The organism is Desulfotruncus arcticus DSM 17038 (assembly GCF_900113335.1).
GTDB lineage: Bacteria > Bacillota > Desulfotomaculia > Desulfotomaculales > Desulfallaceae > Desulfotruncus > Desulfotruncus arcticus.
On record NZ_FOOX01000014.1, the window covers coordinates 57,145 to 75,694 of the forward strand.

Below are 18,550 nucleotides of genomic sequence, written 5' to 3' on the forward strand. Positions count from 1 at the left end.
CAACTCCCATTAAAACAGTAGACTCTTCGGAAGGAAAACATTGAATACGGTAAATAAAGCATATAAAGCTGCCGTAAAAGCTGCAGAACCTAATGTAAATTTTATTATTGCTGTTTTTGTTTTGGCCGTATCCGTTAATAATATCAACATTATCAATAGATAAATAAATGTTGTAACAAAATAACCAATTGTTGTTATCCCTATGGTATATAAAATCATAAGGACAGCCTGAATAATAATTATTCGCATATTATTAACTGCTACGTCTTCTTTTGTCTCCGAATCTTGTTTCTTTATCTGCAGCATAATCAATTTAATTAAGCATAAAACAATCAATAAGCCACTTAGTAACTCTCCATACACCTCTGAAGTCAGTGGTTCTTGAAATATGGTATTCATACCTTCGGAACCCCAAAACAGGGTAACGCCGATAATGATTAATGCTATTAAAAATATTTTTTCCGCCGTTTTCATTCCATCACTCCTAAACAGAGCTGTGTAACTTTTACCTTCCCGCCAAGAGTTCTGCGGCTCGGTTGGATAATAAATTATAAGCAGACAAGCCATGATATGCAGATGTTTACCGGGTTTCACGGCTATTTAACCATGAAACCGGTAAACATTATATTATTGATTATTTAATTATTGTTTTTTAAGATCAAGGCTGCTAACAATATTAGCGATTACTGCGTCGTCAGCCGCCAAAATCTCTTCAAACTCCTTAGGACCTTTGTTTGCTTTTTGTGATGCGCAGGTTTCTAAATATTCGGCATATTCCGGGGTCTCCACCGCTTTAAGAAATGCGTCGGCTAAAATATCAATACGTTCTTGTGGTGTTCCCTTGGTGGTAAAAATGCCCTGACGGGTAGTGAATGTATCTGCCAACCCCAACTCTTTAAAAGTTGGAACATCGGGCAGTGCTTCAAGCCGCTCTTCGCCCGACACTGCAATAGCCTTTAAATCGCCGGATTTGATGTATCTGATGGCATCAACGGTGGTGGAGCCTCTCATATCAACGTGTTTCCCCAACTGAGCCGTCAGTGCGTCCGCACCGCCCTGGTAAACTACAATTTTAAATAAATCCCTGCTCTGAGTACCTGCCCAGTATATTTCTGAGGCCAAGTGAGCTGTGGCTCCCAGGCCCGAGAAGGTCCAGGAAATTTTCCCCGGATCTTTCTTGGCGGCATCCAGCAGTTCCTGGGAATTGTTCCAGGGATTATCCTTGTGTGCTACAATGACGCTGGGCTGTTCGAGTACTTCAGCTACAGTATCAAAATCTTTATAGGTATAAGGAATTTGGCCCATATTGGCCTGGCACAGGATGGCTGAGTGGTGCAGCATAATAGTATATCCGTCCGGATCAGCGTTTTTAAGTGCATTAAGACCGTCAACAGTGCCACCGCCCTGCATGTTGACTACAACAAGGGGCTGAGGCAATAACTTTTCAGCCTCGATGATCTCAGCTAATTTTCTTGCGTTCATATCACTGTTTCCGCCCGCGGCATAGGGAATGATAACCTTAATTGGCTTGTTGGGGTAGTCATCCTTGGCCGCTTCCTTACTCCCGCATCCGCCCAGCATCATTGCTAAAAACGAAATTAAGAGTATGCCAATTACTAGTTTTCCGGCATTTTTCATTTTCCACCTCTCCTTTTTTTAGTTCTTTTTGGTTGAAAATACTGAAAAAGATCTAGCTTTTGCTCACCTCCTTTGCCAATAGGAGTAGACTTGTACAAATCCCAAAGACATAAAGTAGTATATGTTCAAAAAAACAATGTGAGCCGGAGATTAGGTAAAATTTTGCGATTAAGATTGTGCGCCCGGTAAAGGTAAGCCGTTAGGTTATGCGTATTAATTGCCCGGCGTTGCTTTGCGCCGGCTATTGGACGGATAACTTCGGAATTGGCAGACCGATATCACTATAATCAGTCAACGGGTACAATGGCATACACAGTACCCTAATTTTCGACATTTACAGCATTTTGAGCGTACCACTTGATGGTACGCGTACTATTTTATGTATGCATATATTTTACCGTTGTTTATTCAAACTTGTCAATAAATAATGATAATTTAAGCAGTAGTTATGTAGTTTAAGGATAATATTGCCAATTCCGCAAACTTAAAGTCTGGTGAATTTGGTCGCAATTTATCGATTTAACTTGAAAAACGCTGGGTTATCGTGTCAAAATAGACCTGATCTGCACAAGCCAAATGTTGCTTTGCATATTGAAAATTGTGCAGGCTACCTGAGGGTGTGCATGCTAAAACCATGCTAAAATAACAATGAAGGGACAAGGTCGGATACCTTGTCCCTTCATTGTTCCCCAGTTCCCGACTATTCCACGACGTTAGGCTTCTGCCCTTGGCCGGTCATCCAAACGATGCAGCACCTGAACCAGAACAATACCCCATAATACGGAACCAACCATATGTGAAAAAGCCGTAGGTGCGGGATTCTGGCTTAATACCGGCATCCTGTAAGCAATTGGAATTGCATAAAATAAAAAGTTTAAGGCAAATCCAATTAAAGCACCTTTAATCAAATAATGACGGGATGTTATATAAGTCAAAATGTACGCCACGGCAATACCCATTAGCCCGGAAAAAAGGATCTGGCCCGCTAAGGCAAACACTGTTCCAAATAATGTAGTCGGCCTTTGCCCGTAGATTAAAATAGCCGCCCAATCAAGATATAGGTCAGTTGAGAGCCTGAAAACATAAAAAGACAGAAAATCCCAAATATTCATGGCAATGGCGCCAATAATACCGGCCGTAAATCCCTTGGTAAACCTGTCCATAAGTCAAACCACCCCTGGAATTAGATTGTCTGTTTATTATGCCCGTATGTTTTTAAAACCATTAACATTATTATTTTCCTGGTGGGGGCAGGATTTTATCAATAGCACCAAGAAAATTTGCTGTTAATGGTATTTTATGCTTATTGGGGTGACCTAAGTGGAATTGGGAGCGATATTTACCACCGCCTTTCTGGTTGGTTTTTCCGGCGCGATGATGCCGGGTCCTTTATTAACAGTAACCATTGGTGAAACCACCCGGCGCGGTTTTATAGCCGGTCCGCTGCTTGTACTGGGGCATGCTGTTCTGGAAATTTTGCTGGTGACATTGCTGGTTTTAGGGTTAGCTTCGTATCTGGCTGCCGACTGGATACATGCGGTTATAGCTCTGGTGGGGGGAATTTTTTTAATTTACCTGGGCTGGACAATGTACAGGGATGCTGTAAAGGGGAAAATTTCCTTGCAGCTGGATAAGGAAACTGCCGGGAGCGCGGGCATGCATCCGGTGCTGGCCGGAATTTTGATCAGTTTGTCCAACCCTTACTGGAGTCTCTGGTGGGCCACCGTGGGGCTTGCGTATATCACTACCTCCATGGCGCTGGGAACAGCGGGGCTGGCTGCGTTTTTAAGCGGACATTTGTTGGCCGACCTGGTCTGGTACGGGGCGGTTTCAGCAGCGGTGGACGGCGGGCGCCGCTTTATGAACCAGAGTGTGTACCGGGGAATTATTATTACTTGCGGCTTGTTTTTAATCGGCCTGGGCGGGTATTTTGCATACCATGGATTTAATAAATTCCTGTAAAATCAATGCTATACATTTTTTACATTATGGAAATATTAAAATATATATCCATGCCGCTAACGCAGCACCAGCAGAGAATGAAAAGGTGGATGACCCTGTCCGCCCGCCCTTGTGCCTGAGGTGGCAAAGTGTGGAATTCAGCGTGATTTTTTGCATATATACAGTTATACCGACAGAGAAGATTATTGAAAGGAGTTGAATAACCGTTTAACGGTGCAAGCCGTGGACGGGAAGGTATGTCAGTGGTATTTGGTGGCGTATGCCCACACCCGCCTATCATGGTGCCGGCAGTAGGGCAGGGCAGGGACCGGGAAGTTGCCAAAACTCAAAAATCCATGCTTGAATTGGGGAGAAGGATCAAGGAAAGCGGCGCGGAGACATTGCTGATGATAACTCCCCACGGCACGGTGTTTGCCGACGGCATTGGCATTTCGGCTTTTAAGGAATTAAAGGGTGATTTAAAACAATTTAATGCCCGGGAGGTTCGTTTTGCCCTGGGTAACGATTTGGAGCTGGCCCGGGAGATAAAGTCAACTGCTTTGCAGAAGGGCGTTTTGGTTGTGAAAATAGATCAGGAAATGGTGGACCGCTACGGATTGACTCCGGACTTGGACCATGGTATCACCGCCCCGCTTTATTTTATCAGGGAAGCGGGCGTTGATTTGCCGCTGGTGCATGTATCCATGGGTATGCTGCCATTTAATAATTTGTATTCCTTTGGCGTGGCTGTCCGGGATGCCGCAGCTAAACTGAACAGAAAGGTGGCGGTGGTGGCCAGCGGTGACCTGTCACACCGTCTGACGCAAGACGCTCCCGCCGGCTATGATCCTTCCGGTAAGGAATATGACCGGACGATTGTCAAACTGGTTGGAGATGTAAACGTAGAGGGAATAATGGACCTGAATCCTGATTTTGTGGAGTGCGCCGGTGAGTGCGGTCTGCGTTCCATTATTATGATGATTGGCGCTTTTGACGGGGTGTCGGTAGAAAGCGAGGTTTTGTCCTACGAAGGCCCCTTTGGCGTTGGCTATATGGTGGCCGCGCTGCGGCCCGGGACTCCTGATTTAAGCCGGAACCTGGAAGAAAAGCTTCTAGGCCGGGCGGTGGAAAAAGTAAGGATTAAAAGAGCGGGCGAAAGCTATCCCGTTCAAATAGCCCGTAAAACATTGCATCAATATTTCGCGGGAAGTAAAAAGAAAGATGATAGCGAAAATGTACCGGAGGAATTTGCCGGTCGACGGGCCGGTGTGTTTGTTTCGCTGAAAAAGAACGGTCAACTGAGGGGTTGCATTGGCACCATAGCCCCCACCCGGAATAATGTAATAGAAGAAATTGAGGAAAACGCCATCAGTGCCGCTACCAGGGACCCCCGTTTCTACCCGGTGGAGCCTGAAGAACTGCCGGAACTTGATATTTCCGTGGATGTCCTGTCAGATGCCGAACCTGTCCGGAATATGGATGAACTTGATCCCAAAAGATACGGAGTAATTGTGTCGTCCGGCGGCAGGAGGGGGCTGCTGCTGCCCGACCTGGAAGGTGTCAATACTGTTGACGAACAGGTGGCCATTGCCATGCAGAAGGCCGGTATAGAGCCCGGAGAGCCGGTTAAATTGGAAAGGTTTGAGGTTATTCGATACAGGTAAACAGGGGAGCGGTTCAGCTTGAAACGTGAGGTAATTTTTTATACCAAGGGTGAGCAGGGGGTTGCCAATTGTAAGGTTTGTCCCAGGCTCTGCAATATCAAACCCGGCCAGAGGGGATTCTGCAGGGTGCGGGAGAACCGGGACGGGGTACTTTACGCCACTAATTACGGTGAATGTTCATCTTATGCTCTTGACCCCATCGAAAAAAAACCGCTATACCATTTTTATCCCGGGCAGTATATACTGTCGCTGGGTACTGTGGGGTGCAACCTGAGGTGTGGTTTTTGCCAGAACTGGCAGATCGCCCAGGAAGAGTCCCCCACCACCTACATTTCGCCCCGGCAGGCCGTGGACCTGGCGCTGCAGCAAAAGGCACGGGGTTACTCCTGTGTCGGCCTCGCTTACACCTACTCGGAGCCGTTTATGTGGTACGAGTATGTTTATGATACAGCCAAACTGGCCCGGGAGGCCGGTTTGAAAAATGTGCTGGTAACCAACGGCTATGTCAGCGAAGAGCCGCTTAAGGAAATACTTCCTTATATAGATGCCATGAACATAGACGTTAAAGCTTTTACCGAAGATTTTTACCGCTCAACCTGCGCGGGGCGGCTTGAGCCGGTCAAGCGAACGGTGGAAATAGCTTACCGGCACTGCCACGTTGAAATTACCACTTTGCTGGTTACCGGGCTGAATGACGGCCCCGAAGAAATTACCAGGCTGGCGGAGTGGCTGTCCGGGCTTAATGCGGAAATTCCACTGCATTTTTCGCGGTATTTCCCAAACTATAAAATGGACTTGCCGCCGACGCCCGAAAAAACTCTGCTGCAGGCCAGGGAGATAGCCCGGCGGCAGCTTCGCTATGTTTATATAGGCAACGCACCCCAATTAAAAGCGTCCGGCACCCACTGCCCGGAGTGCGGCCAATTGCTGCTGGACCGCGCAGGGTATCAGGTCAAGGTATTGGGACCGGCGGGTGGAACCTGCCCGGGCTGCGGTGAAAAAATTGCAATTGTTATGTAATCAGGATATAAGAGTTGTCAGGAGAGTGTAAGTTGGCGAATTCAAGAACAGAGGAAGTCAAAAAGATTTTACTAGCACTAGTTCCGGTTGACGGCACAATTAGTTTGCGTGAGTTGTCGGACCGGGCAGGTGGAGAAATTGATCTGTTGGCCAGCGCGCTTCAATCACTTGCTTCCCGGGGAGAGGTTAATGTGTTTGGAACGCCGGAAGGGGACCCGGAACAAGTATTACTTACCAAACCAGGTAATAACGGTGCTGCTTTAGCTCCAACCGACGCCAGGGAAAAGGCCCGGGCAGCCAGGCTAATAGCGGCCAGTATGCCCAGGGTCAGGGTGCTGCTCAGGGAGCGAGCCGCGGACAGCATTCGGGAGATACTTACGGACGGAACACCCCGCACCAGGGAAGAGCTGGCCTCTATGACGCACCTGCCGCCCCGGCTGCCGGGCGCCATGCCGGACGTCATTGTGCTGCCCGACGGTTCATACACACTGAAAGGAACACCGGCCGGGGAGACGGAACTGGCCAGGCGCGCCGCCGAATCCAGTGAGCGCAGGGAAGCAATGCAGCGGCAGCGCCGGCGGATCGATGAACTGCTGGAGGAGCAAGAAACGCCGCTAAGTAAAACGGAGCTGGAAACTCACCTGGGGGAAAAGCTGCTTCCCGAGGCCATTGCGCATTTGATGCGGCTTCCCGACGGCAGCTATGCCCATCCGGACAGTGATGCCGCCTGGGATGAGGTAGGTAGGTATTTGTCCCGCAGTGAGCCGGTAAGCCGCCAGGATTTTATGCGTATGTTCAAACGGCATAAAAAGCTGGTTGCGCATATCAAGAAGGGGCGCGAGGAGCCCCCCTTTGTTATTTTACCTAATGGCCGGATCACCGTGGAAACCCGCCCGGAGGGCCGGGAGGAGCTTCGGCGCAGGGAAATACTGGCTTATGTGCACTACACCCTTAAGGAAAAAATGGGCGGGCGTTCTTTTTTCACTCTGGAGGATTTTGCCCCGCGGGAAAGGGCTCTGGCCAGGCAGGAAGCTATACACGCCGGGTGTGTTGAACTTAAAATAAGCAAAAAAGATATGTTCTGCGCTCCCATCCAGGCGAACCACGGCAGCATAGCAGCTGAGTTAAAGGAAATAACCGGTCTTGATTTCCCCGTCGGCAAGGGCGCGACTGTACCGGTTGCCTATATTGTTGATAATTCGTTGAATACGCGCGAAGCCGGGCGCGCGCTGGGGGTGCGTCCCGCAGATGTTGCTGAATTGAAAGAACAGGGCTACGTTTTGGGCTTTGCCCTTGAAGGAAATATGCGCTACTGGCGCCCTTCAGTGGACCGGTTGCGTAACGCCCCCAATATCGAACGTTTAATCAGGCGCTCAGAAAAGATTAAATTGACAGACGCCGCGCGCATTTTGGGCCTCAGTCCGGACCAAATGAAAAGAATCATCCGGGAGGGATACTTGCGCAGCGCCGGCCGCACCGTCCAGGGAATTCACCAGCTGCGCCGCGGCGATGTTGAAGATCTGCTGGCCAGGCTGCCCGAAATTAAGGAAAGGTGGGGGGAGCCCTCCGGGCAAGGTCAGGAGCGGACGGTAAGGCGCGGGAAAAGGCGTCCCCGCAACAGGCGACCGGCGCCGCCTCCGGTTAACGGGCCGCTTAAACTTGATGAGTATCAGGAAAAATCTATAGCGGCATTAGAAGAGGGCCATTCCGTGCTGGTTGCCGCCCCTACCGGTACGGGCAAAACACTGATTGCCGAAAGGCTTGTGGAATATATCCTGGCCCGGGGAAAAGAGGTTATCTACACCTCGCCCATTAAAGCGCTATCCAACCAGAAATACCGGGATTTTGCCAGGCTTTACGGATATGACCGGGTTGGCCTGATTACCGGGGACGTTTCGATCAACGAGCGGGCATCCCTGTTGGTAATGACCACGGAAATTTTCCGCAACTGGTGCTTTGCCAACCCCGAGTGGATGAGCGGTATATCCCACGTTATTTTTGATGAAATTCATTACCTGGACGATGTTGAGCGGGGCACGGCCTGGGAGGAAAGCATTATCTTCGCTCCGCCTCATATCAATATTCTCGGCCTGTCGGCTACAGTCCCCAATATTATGCAATTGGCAAGCTGGATGGAGGATGTGCGGTCCAGCAAGGTTGTGGTGGTTGAGGAATACCGCAGGGCGGTACCCCTGGAAATCAGGTGGATTTCGCCGGACAACGAAGTGCTGGACCAGGATGAAGCAATGGATGAAATAGAGGCGCTGCGCCAGGCCGGCAGCAGGAGCCAGTACGTATGACAGTTAACCGGGAGGAATAAAATTTTGGCTTTTAGAAATTCAACATCTTGTGTGGGAGTAGTAGAAGCCATACAGGACAACCTGCCTGCACTGTATTTTGTTTTCAGCAGGGGGCGGACTGAACAGCTGGCTGAGGAACTGGGCCGGGAATGGGATTTCCTGCTGCCGGAAGAAAAGGCGCGGGTGGAGGAGTATTTAACCAGGGCGGAAAAAGGAAGCCCCGGTCTGTTTGCCGGCCGGCGCAAGCACCTGCAGCGTTTGCTGCAGCAGGGCATTGGCTACCACCATGCCGGTCTGGCACCGGCATTAAAGGAACTGGTGGAAAACCTATACGAGGCCAGGCTGATCTTTGTATTGTTTTGCACGGAAACTTTTGCTGTGGGCATAAATTTCCCGGCCGCCAGCACCGTGTTTGACGCCACCCGCAAGTGGGACGGGCGCAATCACAGGAACCTGTATAACCGCGAATTTTTTCAGATGGCCGGGCGGGCCGGCAGGCGGGGGTTTGACAAGACCGGTCATGTATACGTCAATATTGATGAAAAATATCCTGAACAAACAGGCTTCTTTAATGAAGAAGAAGTTGAGCCTGTTCACGGCAGGTTGATTATATCACCCAATACAGTTTTAAGTCTTCTGCACTGGAAGACGGATGCAGAAATAGAGCACTATCTTTCCCAGAACCTGGCTGTTTACCAGAACACCAGGGAAACCAGGGACCTGGCCGACGAACTGGAAACCCTGGAGCAAAAGATGTTTTCTCTGCGCAGTTCTTTTTGTGAGGAAAAAGACGGGCCGTCCTGTCCGCTGTTGAGGAATAAGCTGAAAAAGGAATTAAACCGGCTGCGCAACCGCAGGAGAAGGAAAAAACCGGAAGTTCCCGGGCGAATAGCGGAAATTAAATCCATTCTGGCCGAGCCGGCCAAAAGCTGCCTGCATGATGACTGTCGTGATGCCCATGATGAAATTACAGCTTTGGTTGAGCGGAAAAAAGAGTTGGTTCGTCGCAACCGGTACCTGAAGAAACATGCTTCTGATTACCACCAGGATTTTCAGCGCATGTGCCGTTTGTTGGAGCAGCTGGGCTATATAGAGGGAAAACAGCTGTTGCCCAGGGGGTTGTTTGCCCTGCATCTGCACGTTCAGGAGATCCTGGTTACCGAACTGATCTTTTCCGGGATCATGCGCGAGGCGTCCCCGGCTGAAGCGGCCTGTATTCTGGCCGGCATCGATTATATGCCGGGGCGGGACGAAGTGGTTCTGCCGGGTGAATTCCCCATGGATGACGTGGCCATGCTGCGCACAGAACTATTAAATGCCGGAGTGCCGGAAAACCTGTGCGTCTGGTCACCGCTGCCCGGCCCGCTGGCTGAGGCCTGGTACAAAGGCGCAACTTTCGAGGAACTGCAGAAAATGTGCAATTTACATGAGGGAGACATATTTTCCGTTGTCCGGCGGGAAATAGACATTCTCCGCCAAATTGAAAGGGCTGCCGGGGAGGATGCCTCACTGAAAGTGGCTATAAATGACATCAGGAATGTGCTGGACCGTGATGAAATGGCGGTGTTGATTTAAGGAGGCAGGGTCGGAGGTATGTCCCTAAATAATGGCAGCCCGGTGATTATTATACCGGGCTGGCGAGAAGCCACATTAAACCGGCTGGATAGGCCGGTTAATTATTTTTTCTCCGGCTGGCGCATAATCATGGGCATAACTTGGGTATGAAAAGTTTCAAGACCTGCATTGATACTGTTAACTGCGTCACGCATCGAATTAATTGCCTGCCCCAGGCTGTTTAGTTTGCCCTGCGGGTCGGGAACGCTGGCTGCCACCATCAACAACAGGCTTACCAGGGGATTGTTAAACATATTTTGGTTATTATCGTTGGGCATAGTAGCCGTTAACCTCCTTGTAATAATTTCTTTTTACAGGTAATTTATGAAAAACGGTAATGAATTGTGCGTGGAAAACTGTTGTATTTTTATTCACCTGTATGTATAATTATTTTATCTTCGCACAGCCTGTAAAACCCCGCCCTTAGGTCGGGGATTAACAGGCTGTAAGCTCGAAATAAGTGCGACTAAGGTTTAGCGGTCAGGGGACACACCTCTGCTTATGGGTCAAACTTTTGGGTCGAGGAATGTCCCCAACGTATGGGTCAAAACCCCATCTGAACCAAGTCGTTTTTATTGTTGCCGGGGAGGGGTTCAAATGAAGATTAAAGTAGGGATTATTGGTGCTACGGGGTATGCCGGGGCCGAACTGGTCCGTATTCTTGCGGCCCACCCTAACGCTGAACTTGCTGCGCTGATTACGCAAAGCTACGGAGGCAAGGCTTTCTGTGAGGTATATCCTCACCTGTACAAGCATGTTTTAATGGATTGCCGGGAACTGGATATCCCTTCGCTGGTACAGGAAGTTGACGTTGTTTTTGCAGCTCTGCCGCACGGGCATGCCGTTCCCGTAGCCCGGGAAATAATGAAATATGGAAAAAAGTTTATCGACCTTGGAGCTGATTTTCGCTTTAACAGTAAGGATACCTACGAGCAGTGGTACAAGGTTGAGCATGCCGATCCCGATCTTTTAGCGCAGTCGGTATATGGATTACCTGAATTATACAGGGAAAAAATAAAACAGGCATCGCTGGTGGGAAATCCGGGCTGTTACCCGACCAGTGTTATTTTAGGACTGGCGCCTTTGCTTGTCCATGGACTGATTGATACCAAGAGTGTTATTGCAGACAGCAAGTCAGGCGTTTCCGGCGCCGGCAGGGGATTATCCCTGGGCAGCCATTTTTGTGAAGTGAATGAAAACTTCCGGGCATATAATGTGGCCGCTCACCGTCATACACCTGAGATTGAGCAGGAACTGAGCAAGCTGGCCGGGGAAGAGATGATCATATCGTTTACCACGCACTTACTGCCCATTAACAGGGGTATTTTGAGCACTGTTTACGCCGGGTTAAAGCAGGATATCAACCTGGATCAGGTGAGGTCGATTTATGAAGAATTTTACCGGGGAGAGTTTTTTGTTCGTTTACTGCCCCCGGGCCTGCTGCCGCAGACCAAGGCCGTGGCCGGATCAAACCATTGTGATGTTGTACCGGTTGTAGACCGGCGCACCGGCAGGGTGGTGGTGATTTCCGCCATAGATAACCTGATCAAGGGAGCGGCCGGCCAGGCGGTGCAAAACATGAACATTATGTTTGGGCTGCCCGAAACAACAGGATTGGATAAACCGGGACTTTACCCGTAAATGTAGGAGTCAGTAGTCAGGAGATAGGAATCAGGAGACAGGAGTTAGAAGACAAAGTCAGAATAAGAGAACAGTCTATTCTCTCGGAGCATTCTTACTCCTGACTCCTGAATTCTAAATTAACTCTGGAGGGAACCGTAAATGCCGGAGATGAAGATAAAAGAGATAACAGGCGGAGTTACCGCACCGCGGGGTTTTTCCGCAGCCGGCGTGTCAGCCGGGATTAAAAATGATACCAAGGATGTGGCACTGGTTTTTACCGACCGGGAAGCTGCGGCGGTCGGAGTTTTTACCACTAATAAGGTTAAAGCGGCTCCGGTTCATTTGACCATGGAAAACATCAGCGACGGCAAGGCCCGGGCCATTGTGGCCAACAGCGGTAACGCCAATGCCTGCAACGGCCCGCAGGGTTTGCTTGACGCCAGGGCTATGGCAGACAAGGTAAGTGCATTGCTGCAAATTACCGCGGAACAAGTGCTGGTGGGTTCAACCGGTGTTATTGGCCAGCTGATGCCGATGGATAAAGTTTTGGCCGGCATTGAGGCGGCGGTGTCGGAGCTAAGCCGTGATGGCGGCCCGGACGCAGCCGAGGCGATTATGACCACCGATACCTTTGCCAAGGAAATTGCCGTAACGGTTAAACTTGGCGATGTTGATGCAACCATCGGCGGTATGGCCAAGGGGTCGGGTATGATCCACCCCAATATGGCCACCATGCTTAGTTTTATTACCACTGACGCAGCTATTGACCCCCGGTGGCTGAAAAAAGCGTTGGCTGAAATTGTTGACCGCACCTTTAACATGATTACTGTGGATGGCGACACCAGTACCAATGATATGGTGCTGGCACTGGCCAACGGGGCGGCGGGCAACCCTGTCATATGCGGGGAAGGCCCTGCCTTGACCGCGTTTTGTGCAGCCCTGGAAAAGGTATGTCGGAAGCTGGCTATAGCCATAGCCGGTGACGGTGAGGGCGCCACCAAATTGCTGGAAGTCCGGGTGCGGGGCGCACATTCCGCCGAAGACGCGAAAAAAGTCGCCAAGGCTGTGGCTGGATCAAGCCTGGTGAAATCCGCCGTTTTCGGCCAGGATGCCAACTGGGGCCGGGTGATCTGTGCTGCCGGTTACTCTGGCGCTGATTTCAACCAGGATAATGTGGATATATTTATCGGTGCTGTTAAAGTTGCCGAAAACGGCGCCGCGCTGCCGTTTGATGAAGAACAGGCCGCTTTGGTGCTGGCCGAAAAACACGTGCTGTTTGACATCGACCTCAAAAGCGGAAACTATTCCGCTACAGCCTGGGGCTGCGACCTCACTTACGAGTACGTGCGCATCAACGGCAGCTACCGCTCCTAGTGGGAATAGATACCGCAGGCAAGGTGATCCGGCGGTTTCTCGGAGTAAGCGTAGCACACGGGGGGAACCACCGGAGCGCCAGATATAAGTAACGTAAAAACTTTTTTTCAGGATAATAACGGGCATAATTAGTATTGCCGTAGCTGATTTCGGGTGTTTGGAGGGGAAGTATTGTTGTTGAGTCCCATGGAAAAGGCGGGCATTTTAGTTGAGGCCCTGCCCTACATTAAAAAATTTTACGGTAAGACGGTTGTGATTAAGTATGGCGGCCATGCCATGTTAAACTGCGAGCTGAAAAAAGCTGTTTTAACCGACGCAGTATTAATGAAGTATGTTGGCATGCACCCGGTTATTGTCCACGGCGGCGGCCCCGATATTACCGGTATGTTAAAAAAAGTGGGCAAGGAAAGCAATTTTGTGGGCGGGCTCAGAGTTACCGATGATGAAACCATGGAAATTGCCCAGATGGTGTTGGTGGGTAAAATTAACAAGGACATAGTCAGCATGATTAATGATATAGGCGGCAGCGCTGTGGGTTTGTCCGGCAAGGACGGCAACCTCCTGGTGGCTGATAAAAAGCTGGGCCGGGTGCGGTCTCCGGAAGGTCAGGATGAGCTTGTTGACATTGGTCATGTCGGTGAAGTGCGACAGGTTAACCCCGGCATTTTAACAACCGTCATCCGGGAGGGCTACATTCCGGTGGTGGCGCCTGTCGCCGTGGGAGAAGGGGGCGTAAGCTATAACGTCAACGCCGACAGCGCCGCCGGTGCCCTGGCAGTGGCGTTAAACGCCGACAAGTTGATTATATTGACCGATGTGGAGGGTATTTTAGCCGATAGGAACGATAAGGATTCACTGATTTCCACCGTTAAGATGGATGAAGTTCCGAATTTGATTGAACGGAGAATCCTGGAAGACGGTATGATTCCCAAGGTGGAATGCTGCGTTTCCGCCCTGCGGGGCGGGGTTAGCACCACTCACATTCTGGACGGTCGGGTGCCCCATTCCGTTTTGCTGGAAGTGTTCACTGACCGTGGCGTGGGTACAATGGTAATTAAATAGACGAGGAGGGAAGAAAGTAAATGAATACCAAGGATATTATTCAATTAAGCGATAAATATGTAATGCATACATACGGGCGTATCGGCCTGGCCCCGGTTTGCGGCAAAGGTGCCCGGCTCTGGGACGCCGACGGCAAAGAGTACCTGGATTTTGTAGGCGGGCTGGCCGTTAATTCTCTCGGTCACTGTCACCCTGCCGTGGTGGACGCAATTCGAGAGCAGGCCGGTCAGTTGATGCATGTAAGTAATCTGTTTTATATCGAGCCCCAGGCGAAGCTGGCGGAGCTTTTGGTGCAAAATTCCTGTTTTAACCGGGCTTTCTTTTGCAATAGCGGTGCCGAGGCCAACGAAGGCGCGATCAAGCTGGCCCGCAAATATGCCTGGAAAAAGCACGGTCCAGGGAAATATGAGATTATCACCGCCAAACAGTCCTTCCACGGGAGAACTCTCGCCACCGTTACAGCCACCGGGCAGACCAAGTACCAGCAGGGATTTGAGCCGCTGGTGCCGGGGTTTAAGTATGTTCCATTTAACGACCTGGCTGCCCTGGAAGAGAGCATCGGGCCCCAAACTTGCGCCGTGCTGCTGGAGCCGGTGCAGGGTGAAGGCGGCGTTAACGTTGCTACTGCTGAGTATCTGGCCGCGGTGCGGGAACTCTGTGATCGAAACGGCGCGCTGCTTATTTTTGATGAGGTGCAATGCGGCTTGGGCCGTACCGGTAAATTCTTCGCCTACGAGAACTACGGTGTCGAGCCCGACATTGCTACCCTGGCCAAAGCGCTGGGAGGCGGGTTCCCCATCGGCGCGATGCTGGTCAAAGCCGAAGTGGCCGCCGGATTTGCACCGGGAGATCACGCCAGCACCTTTGGCGGCAACCCGCTGGCCTGCGCGGCAGGACTGGCTGCCATGCAAGCCATGCTTGAAGAAGGCGTAGTGGAGAATTGCGCCCGGGTAGGGGCATACTTTAAAGAAAAGCTGAACGATTTGGCCGGCAAATATAGTTTCATCAAAGAGGTGCGGGGCCTCGGCCTGCTGCTGGGGATGGAGATGAGCGTCGAAGGCGGTCGCATCGTCAACAGCTGCAGGGAAAATGGTCTTTTAATCAACTGCGTTAATAATAATGTTTTGCGGTTTATCCCACCTTTAATCATTAATACCAAGGACGTTGACCGGGCTCTGGACATTCTGGATATTGTTTTGCAAAAGAAAAATTAACATACGACGATCCTGAATTGTTCAAGTGGTGGAATTGGAGAGATAAAAATTAGTTTTCGGATGGTGAACTTGTTTATGGATATTAAAAATGCTTTAAAAGGCAGGGATTTGCTGTCCCTGCATGATTTCACCCCCGGTGAAATTAATTATATTTTGGATTACGCAGCGGAATTAAAACAAAAACAAAAGGAAAAAGTGGACCACCAGCTCTTAAAGGGCAAGACTCTGGCCATGATCTTCCAAAAATCATCAACCCGCACCCGGGTTAGTTTCGAGGTGGGCATGTACCAGTTGGGGGGGCACGCCCTTTACTTAAACGCCGGCGACTTGCAACTGGGCCGGGGCGAAAGTATCGCCGACACCGGGCGGGTTTTGAGCAGATATGTAGACGGCATCATGATCAGGACCTTTGCCCAAAGTGATGTGGCGGAACTGGCCGAATACGCCGGTGTGCCGGTAATCAACGGTTTGACGGACTTGCTGCATCCCTGCCAGATACTGGCCGATCTGTTGACGATCCGCGAGCATAAGGGGAAATTGGCAGGATTGAAACTGGCTTACCTGGGTGACGGCAATAATGTCTGCCATTCGCTGCTGTTTGGTTGCGCCAAGACGGGCATGAACATCAGTGTCGCCGCTCCGGAAGGCTACCTGCCGGATGAGGAAATTGTTACGGCGGCCCGCGCGGACGCCGTGGAAACAAAATCGGAGATTGTGATAACTACTGATCCGAAAGAAGCTGTTGCCGGGGCGGATGTGGTGGTAACAGACGTTTGGGCCAGCATGGGACAGGAAAGCGAGCAGCAGGTGCGGGCCAATATTTTCGCCCCTTATCAGGTTAATGCCCGGATAACGGCGGGGGCGGCGCCGGACTTTATCTTTTTGCACTGCCTGCCGGCGCACCGCGGTGAGGAAGTATCCGGAGAAATTATTGACGGTGCTCACTCGGTGGTTTTTGACGAGGCGGAAAACCGCCTTCACGCTCAAAAAGCCGTGCTGGGTTTGCTGATGGCGGATTAGAATATTTAAGGAGGAAGATGGATGTGAAAAAAGTTGTGTTGGCGTATTCGGGGGGGCTTGACACCTCGATTATCATACCCTGGCTGAAGGAGAACTATGGCTACGAAGTAATCGCCATGGCCGCCGATCTGGGCCAGGGTGAGGAGCTGGAACCGCTGCATGAGAAGGCGTTAAAGAGCGGTGCCAGCAAGTTATATATTGAAGATGTAAAACGGGAATTTGTTACCGATTACATCTATCCCACGCTTAAAGCGGGAGCCATTTATGAAGGCAAGTATCTGCTGGGTACTTCCATGGCCCGCCCGCTGATCGGCAAAAAGCTGGTGGAAATTGCCGAAAAAGAGGGCGCTGATGCCATTGCGCACGGGGCCACCGGCAAAGGAAACGACCAGGTTCGCTTTGAGCTGGCCATCAAGGCACTGAATCCCGATTTAAAAATAGTTGCGCCCTGGCGGGAGTGGGACATTCGCTCCAGGGACGACGCCATTGACTACGCCGAGGCCAGGGGCATTCCCGTACCTGTTACCAAGTCGAGACCGTACAGCATGGACCGCAATATCTGGCACCTCAGCCACGAGGGCGGGGCCCTGGAAGATCCGGGCCAGGAACCACCGGATGATGTGCTGCTGCTGACTGTCGCGCCGGAAAAGGCGCCTGATGCACCCACTTATGTTGAAATATATTTCGAGCAGGGTGTGCCTAAAAAGGTCGACGGAAAAGAACTGGCACCCGAGGTGCTGGTGGAGGAACTGAACAGAATTGGCGGCGCCAACGGCATCGGCATTGTGGACATGGTGGAGAACCGCCTGGTGGGCATGAAGTCCAGAGGTATTTATGAAACACCGGGTGGGACTATTCTATACCTGGCCCATCGTGAGCTGGAGCTGCTGACCATGGACCGGGTTACCTTGCATTACAAGGAGGTAGTGTCAACCCGTTACGCCGAGCTGGTTTATGACGGGGTTTGGTTCTCCCCGCTGCGGGAAGCCCTGGACGCCTTTGTGGATTCCACCCAGCGTACCGTTACCGGCACTGTGCGCATGAAGCTTTATAAAGGCAACTGCACACCCGCCGGAACCACTTCGCCATATTCGCTTTACAACGAAGATTTAGCTACCTTTGGTCGCGACGAAGTATACTCCCAGGCCGACGCAGAGGGTTTCATCAACCTGTTCGGCCTGCCGCTGAAAGTCCGGGCGCTCATGAAAAGAAAAATAGGTTTGGAATAGCAATAATACTGGTGCTGGCCAAGGGGTTGGCACCAGTACTTAAACCGTGGTCTATACCATATAATCTTATAGATTATCGTTTTAGATTAGTATTGTGTTTCTTTTTTTTGAACCGGCTTACCCCGGTGTAGTATTAATACTTAATTGTGCGCAAGCAGGGGCTCGTTTACCAACCCAGTTTTATATGAATAGATTATGGCTTGGACCCGGTTATTCTGGCCCAATTTGCGCAGGATGCTGCTGACATGGGTTTTTACCGTCGGTTCGCTGATAAAAAGTTTCGTCGCTATATCCCGGTTGGAAAGAGTTTGAGCCATTAAGTGCAGTATTTCCATCTCGCGCCTGGTTAGAGTCTCGCCACTGACGGTGGAACCATTACCGGGCCGTTCCAGACGATTCTTTTTTTCTATTTCCGACCATACCATCTTTTTCTTGTAAGAACCGGGCAAACAGAAGATTCCGGCCCTGCATGCCAGTTCAACTGTATTAACCAGGCATCCCCTCATAATGCCTCTGGGCACGCAACCGTCTATACCTTGCGCCAAAACATCGTTTAAGTTACTGCAATGTTCGTTCTCCACCAGTGCAATAACCAAACTGCACGGGCATTTCTCCTTTAACTGGCTGGTTTTAGGCAGGTATTCGGATATGTCGCCCGAAATATCCAAAAGCACTACGTCTGGTTGCAATATAACTGATTTTTCTCCGGCTCTATCCAGCGAAAAGCCGCCCAGCACGTCAAACGTGTTTCCCGAAGCAAATATAGCTGAAAGGCCACGCCTTGCAGAGGAATCCTCGCTGATTATAAGCAGCCTGATCTTATCCATAACTAGTAATCCCCCCCGTAATAT

16 protein-coding genes are annotated in these 18,550 nt (G+C 50.5%); 11 read left to right on the plus strand and 5 right to left on the minus strand.

Features of this window, described 5'->3' with window-relative positions; genetic code table 11:
* Positions 1-9: 9 nt before the first annotated feature.
* From BM056_RS17550 to BM056_RS17560, 3 genes are all read right to left on the minus strand, one after another.
* Positions 10-474, minus strand: a complete 465-nt coding sequence (locus tag BM056_RS17550; RefSeq protein WP_165613589.1) for a tripartite tricarboxylate transporter TctB family protein — start codon at positions 472-474, stop codon at positions 10-12.
* A gap of 168 nt (positions 475-642) precedes the next feature.
* Positions 643-1,638 carry a Bug family tripartite tricarboxylate transporter substrate binding protein gene (locus BM056_RS17555; RefSeq protein WP_092472835.1) on the minus strand — a complete coding sequence of 332 codons (996 nt, stop codon included), beginning with the start codon at positions 1,636-1,638 and terminating at the stop codon, positions 643-645.
* A gap of 713 nt (positions 1,639-2,351) precedes the next feature.
* Positions 2,352-2,801: a hypothetical protein gene (locus BM056_RS17560; RefSeq protein WP_092472837.1), complete on the minus strand. Its 450-nt coding sequence runs from the start codon at positions 2,799-2,801 to the stop codon at positions 2,352-2,354.
* 157 nt (positions 2,802-2,958) lie between these two features.
* Here BM056_RS17560 and BM056_RS17565 point away from each other — a divergent pair, with 157 nt between their 5' ends.
* The 5 genes from BM056_RS17565 (at position 2,959) to BM056_RS17585 (ending at position 10,138) form a co-directional block, all read left to right on the plus strand.
* Positions 2,959-3,600 carry a LysE family transporter gene (locus BM056_RS17565; RefSeq protein WP_092472839.1) on the plus strand — a complete coding sequence of 214 codons (642 nt, stop codon included), beginning with the start codon at positions 2,959-2,961 and terminating at the stop codon, positions 3,598-3,600.
* 236 nt (positions 3,601-3,836) lie between these two features.
* The gene (amrA, locus tag BM056_RS17570; RefSeq protein ID WP_092472841.1) at positions 3,837-5,243 is read left to right on the plus strand and encodes an AmmeMemoRadiSam system protein A; all 1,407 of its coding nucleotides are present in this window, start codon (positions 3,837-3,839) and stop codon (positions 5,241-5,243) included.
* Between the two features lie 18 nt (positions 5,244-5,261).
* Positions 5,262-6,263 (plus strand): AmmeMemoRadiSam system radical SAM enzyme, encoded by a 1,002-nt coding sequence (gene amrS / locus BM056_RS17575; RefSeq protein ID WP_238456526.1) that lies wholly within the window; start codon positions 5,262-5,264, stop codon positions 6,261-6,263.
* Positions 6,264-6,295: 32 nt separating this feature from the next.
* Entirely contained in the window at positions 6,296-8,563 is a 2,268-nt protein-coding gene (locus BM056_RS26960; protein WP_238456527.1) for a DEAD/DEAH box helicase, read from the plus strand.
* Between the two features lie 24 nt (positions 8,564-8,587).
* The gene (locus BM056_RS17585) at positions 8,588-10,138 is read left to right on the plus strand and encodes a helicase-related protein (protein ID WP_092472843.1); all 1,551 of its coding nucleotides are present in this window, start codon (positions 8,588-8,590) and stop codon (positions 10,136-10,138) included.
* 101 nt (positions 10,139-10,239) lie between these two features.
* Here BM056_RS17585 and BM056_RS17590 read toward each other — a convergent pair whose 3' ends face one another.
* The gene (locus tag BM056_RS17590) at positions 10,240-10,455 is read right to left on the minus strand and encodes a hypothetical protein (RefSeq protein WP_092472845.1); all 216 of its coding nucleotides are present in this window, start codon (positions 10,453-10,455) and stop codon (positions 10,240-10,242) included.
* Between the two features lie 319 nt (positions 10,456-10,774).
* On the opposite strand from BM056_RS17590, the gene argC reads away from it, so the two are divergent.
* From argC to BM056_RS17620, 6 genes are all read left to right on the plus strand, one after another.
* Positions 10,775-11,818, plus strand: a complete 1,044-nt coding sequence (gene argC, locus BM056_RS17595) for an N-acetyl-gamma-glutamyl-phosphate reductase (protein WP_092472847.1) — start codon at positions 10,775-10,777, stop codon at positions 11,816-11,818.
* Between the two features lie 141 nt (positions 11,819-11,959).
* Positions 11,960-13,174 (plus strand): bifunctional glutamate N-acetyltransferase/amino-acid acetyltransferase ArgJ, encoded by a 1,215-nt coding sequence (argJ, locus tag BM056_RS17600; RefSeq protein ID WP_092472849.1) that lies wholly within the window; start codon positions 11,960-11,962, stop codon positions 13,172-13,174.
* A gap of 174 nt (positions 13,175-13,348) precedes the next feature.
* The gene (argB, locus tag BM056_RS17605; RefSeq protein WP_092472996.1) at positions 13,349-14,236 is read left to right on the plus strand and encodes an acetylglutamate kinase; all 888 of its coding nucleotides are present in this window, start codon (positions 13,349-13,351) and stop codon (positions 14,234-14,236) included.
* A gap of 20 nt (positions 14,237-14,256) precedes the next feature.
* Complete coding sequence (locus tag BM056_RS17610; RefSeq protein ID WP_092472851.1) at positions 14,257-15,450, plus strand: acetylornithine transaminase; 1,194 nt, start codon at positions 14,257-14,259, stop codon at positions 15,448-15,450.
* Between the two features lie 75 nt (positions 15,451-15,525).
* The gene (argF, locus tag BM056_RS17615) at positions 15,526-16,470 is read left to right on the plus strand and encodes an ornithine carbamoyltransferase (RefSeq protein WP_092472853.1); all 945 of its coding nucleotides are present in this window, start codon (positions 15,526-15,528) and stop codon (positions 16,468-16,470) included.
* A gap of 17 nt (positions 16,471-16,487) precedes the next feature.
* Positions 16,488-17,699, plus strand: coding sequence for an argininosuccinate synthase (locus BM056_RS17620; RefSeq protein ID WP_174549975.1), 1,212 nt, complete (start codon positions 16,488-16,490; stop codon positions 17,697-17,699).
* Positions 17,700-17,839: 140 nt separating this feature from the next.
* On the opposite strand, the gene BM056_RS25685 is transcribed toward BM056_RS17620, so the two are convergent.
* Positions 17,840-18,526, minus strand: a complete 687-nt coding sequence (locus BM056_RS25685) for a response regulator transcription factor (protein ID WP_114319299.1) — start codon at positions 18,524-18,526, stop codon at positions 17,840-17,842.
* Between the last annotated feature and the right edge of the window lie 24 nt (positions 18,527-18,550).

What these genes read in the sequence shown, in the direction of transcription:
- BM056_RS17550 (WP_165613589.1), bottom strand. Translation starts at nt 474, where the DNA reads ATGAAAACGGCGGAAAAAATATTTTTAATAGCATTAATCATTATCGGC.
- BM056_RS17555 (WP_092472835.1), bottom strand. Translation starts at nt 1,638, where the DNA reads ATGAAAAATGCCGGAAAACTAGTAATTGGCATACTCTTAATTTCGTTT.
- BM056_RS17560 (WP_092472837.1), bottom strand. Translation starts at nt 2,801, where the DNA reads ATGGACAGGTTTACCAAGGGATTTACGGCCGGTATTATTGGCGCCATT.
- amrA (WP_092472841.1), top strand. Translation starts at nt 3,837, where the DNA reads ATGTCAGTGGTATTTGGTGGCGTATGCCCACACCCGCCTATCATGGTG.
- BM056_RS17590 (WP_092472845.1), bottom strand. Translation starts at nt 10,455, where the DNA reads ATGCCCAACGATAATAACCAAAATATGTTTAACAATCCCCTGGTAAGC.
- argC (WP_092472847.1), top strand. Translation starts at nt 10,775, where the DNA reads ATGAAGATTAAAGTAGGGATTATTGGTGCTACGGGGTATGCCGGGGCC.
- argJ (WP_092472849.1), top strand. Translation starts at nt 11,960, where the DNA reads ATGCCGGAGATGAAGATAAAAGAGATAACAGGCGGAGTTACCGCACCG.
- BM056_RS17610 (WP_092472851.1), top strand. Translation starts at nt 14,257, where the DNA reads ATGAATACCAAGGATATTATTCAATTAAGCGATAAATATGTAATGCAT.
- argF (WP_092472853.1), top strand. Translation starts at nt 15,526, where the DNA reads ATGGATATTAAAAATGCTTTAAAAGGCAGGGATTTGCTGTCCCTGCAT.
- BM056_RS17620 (WP_174549975.1), top strand. Translation starts at nt 16,488, where the DNA reads ATGGATGTGAAAAAAGTTGTGTTGGCGTATTCGGGGGGGCTTGACACC.
- BM056_RS25685 (WP_114319299.1), bottom strand. Translation starts at nt 18,526, where the DNA reads ATGGATAAGATCAGGCTGCTTATAATCAGCGAGGATTCCTCTGCAAGG.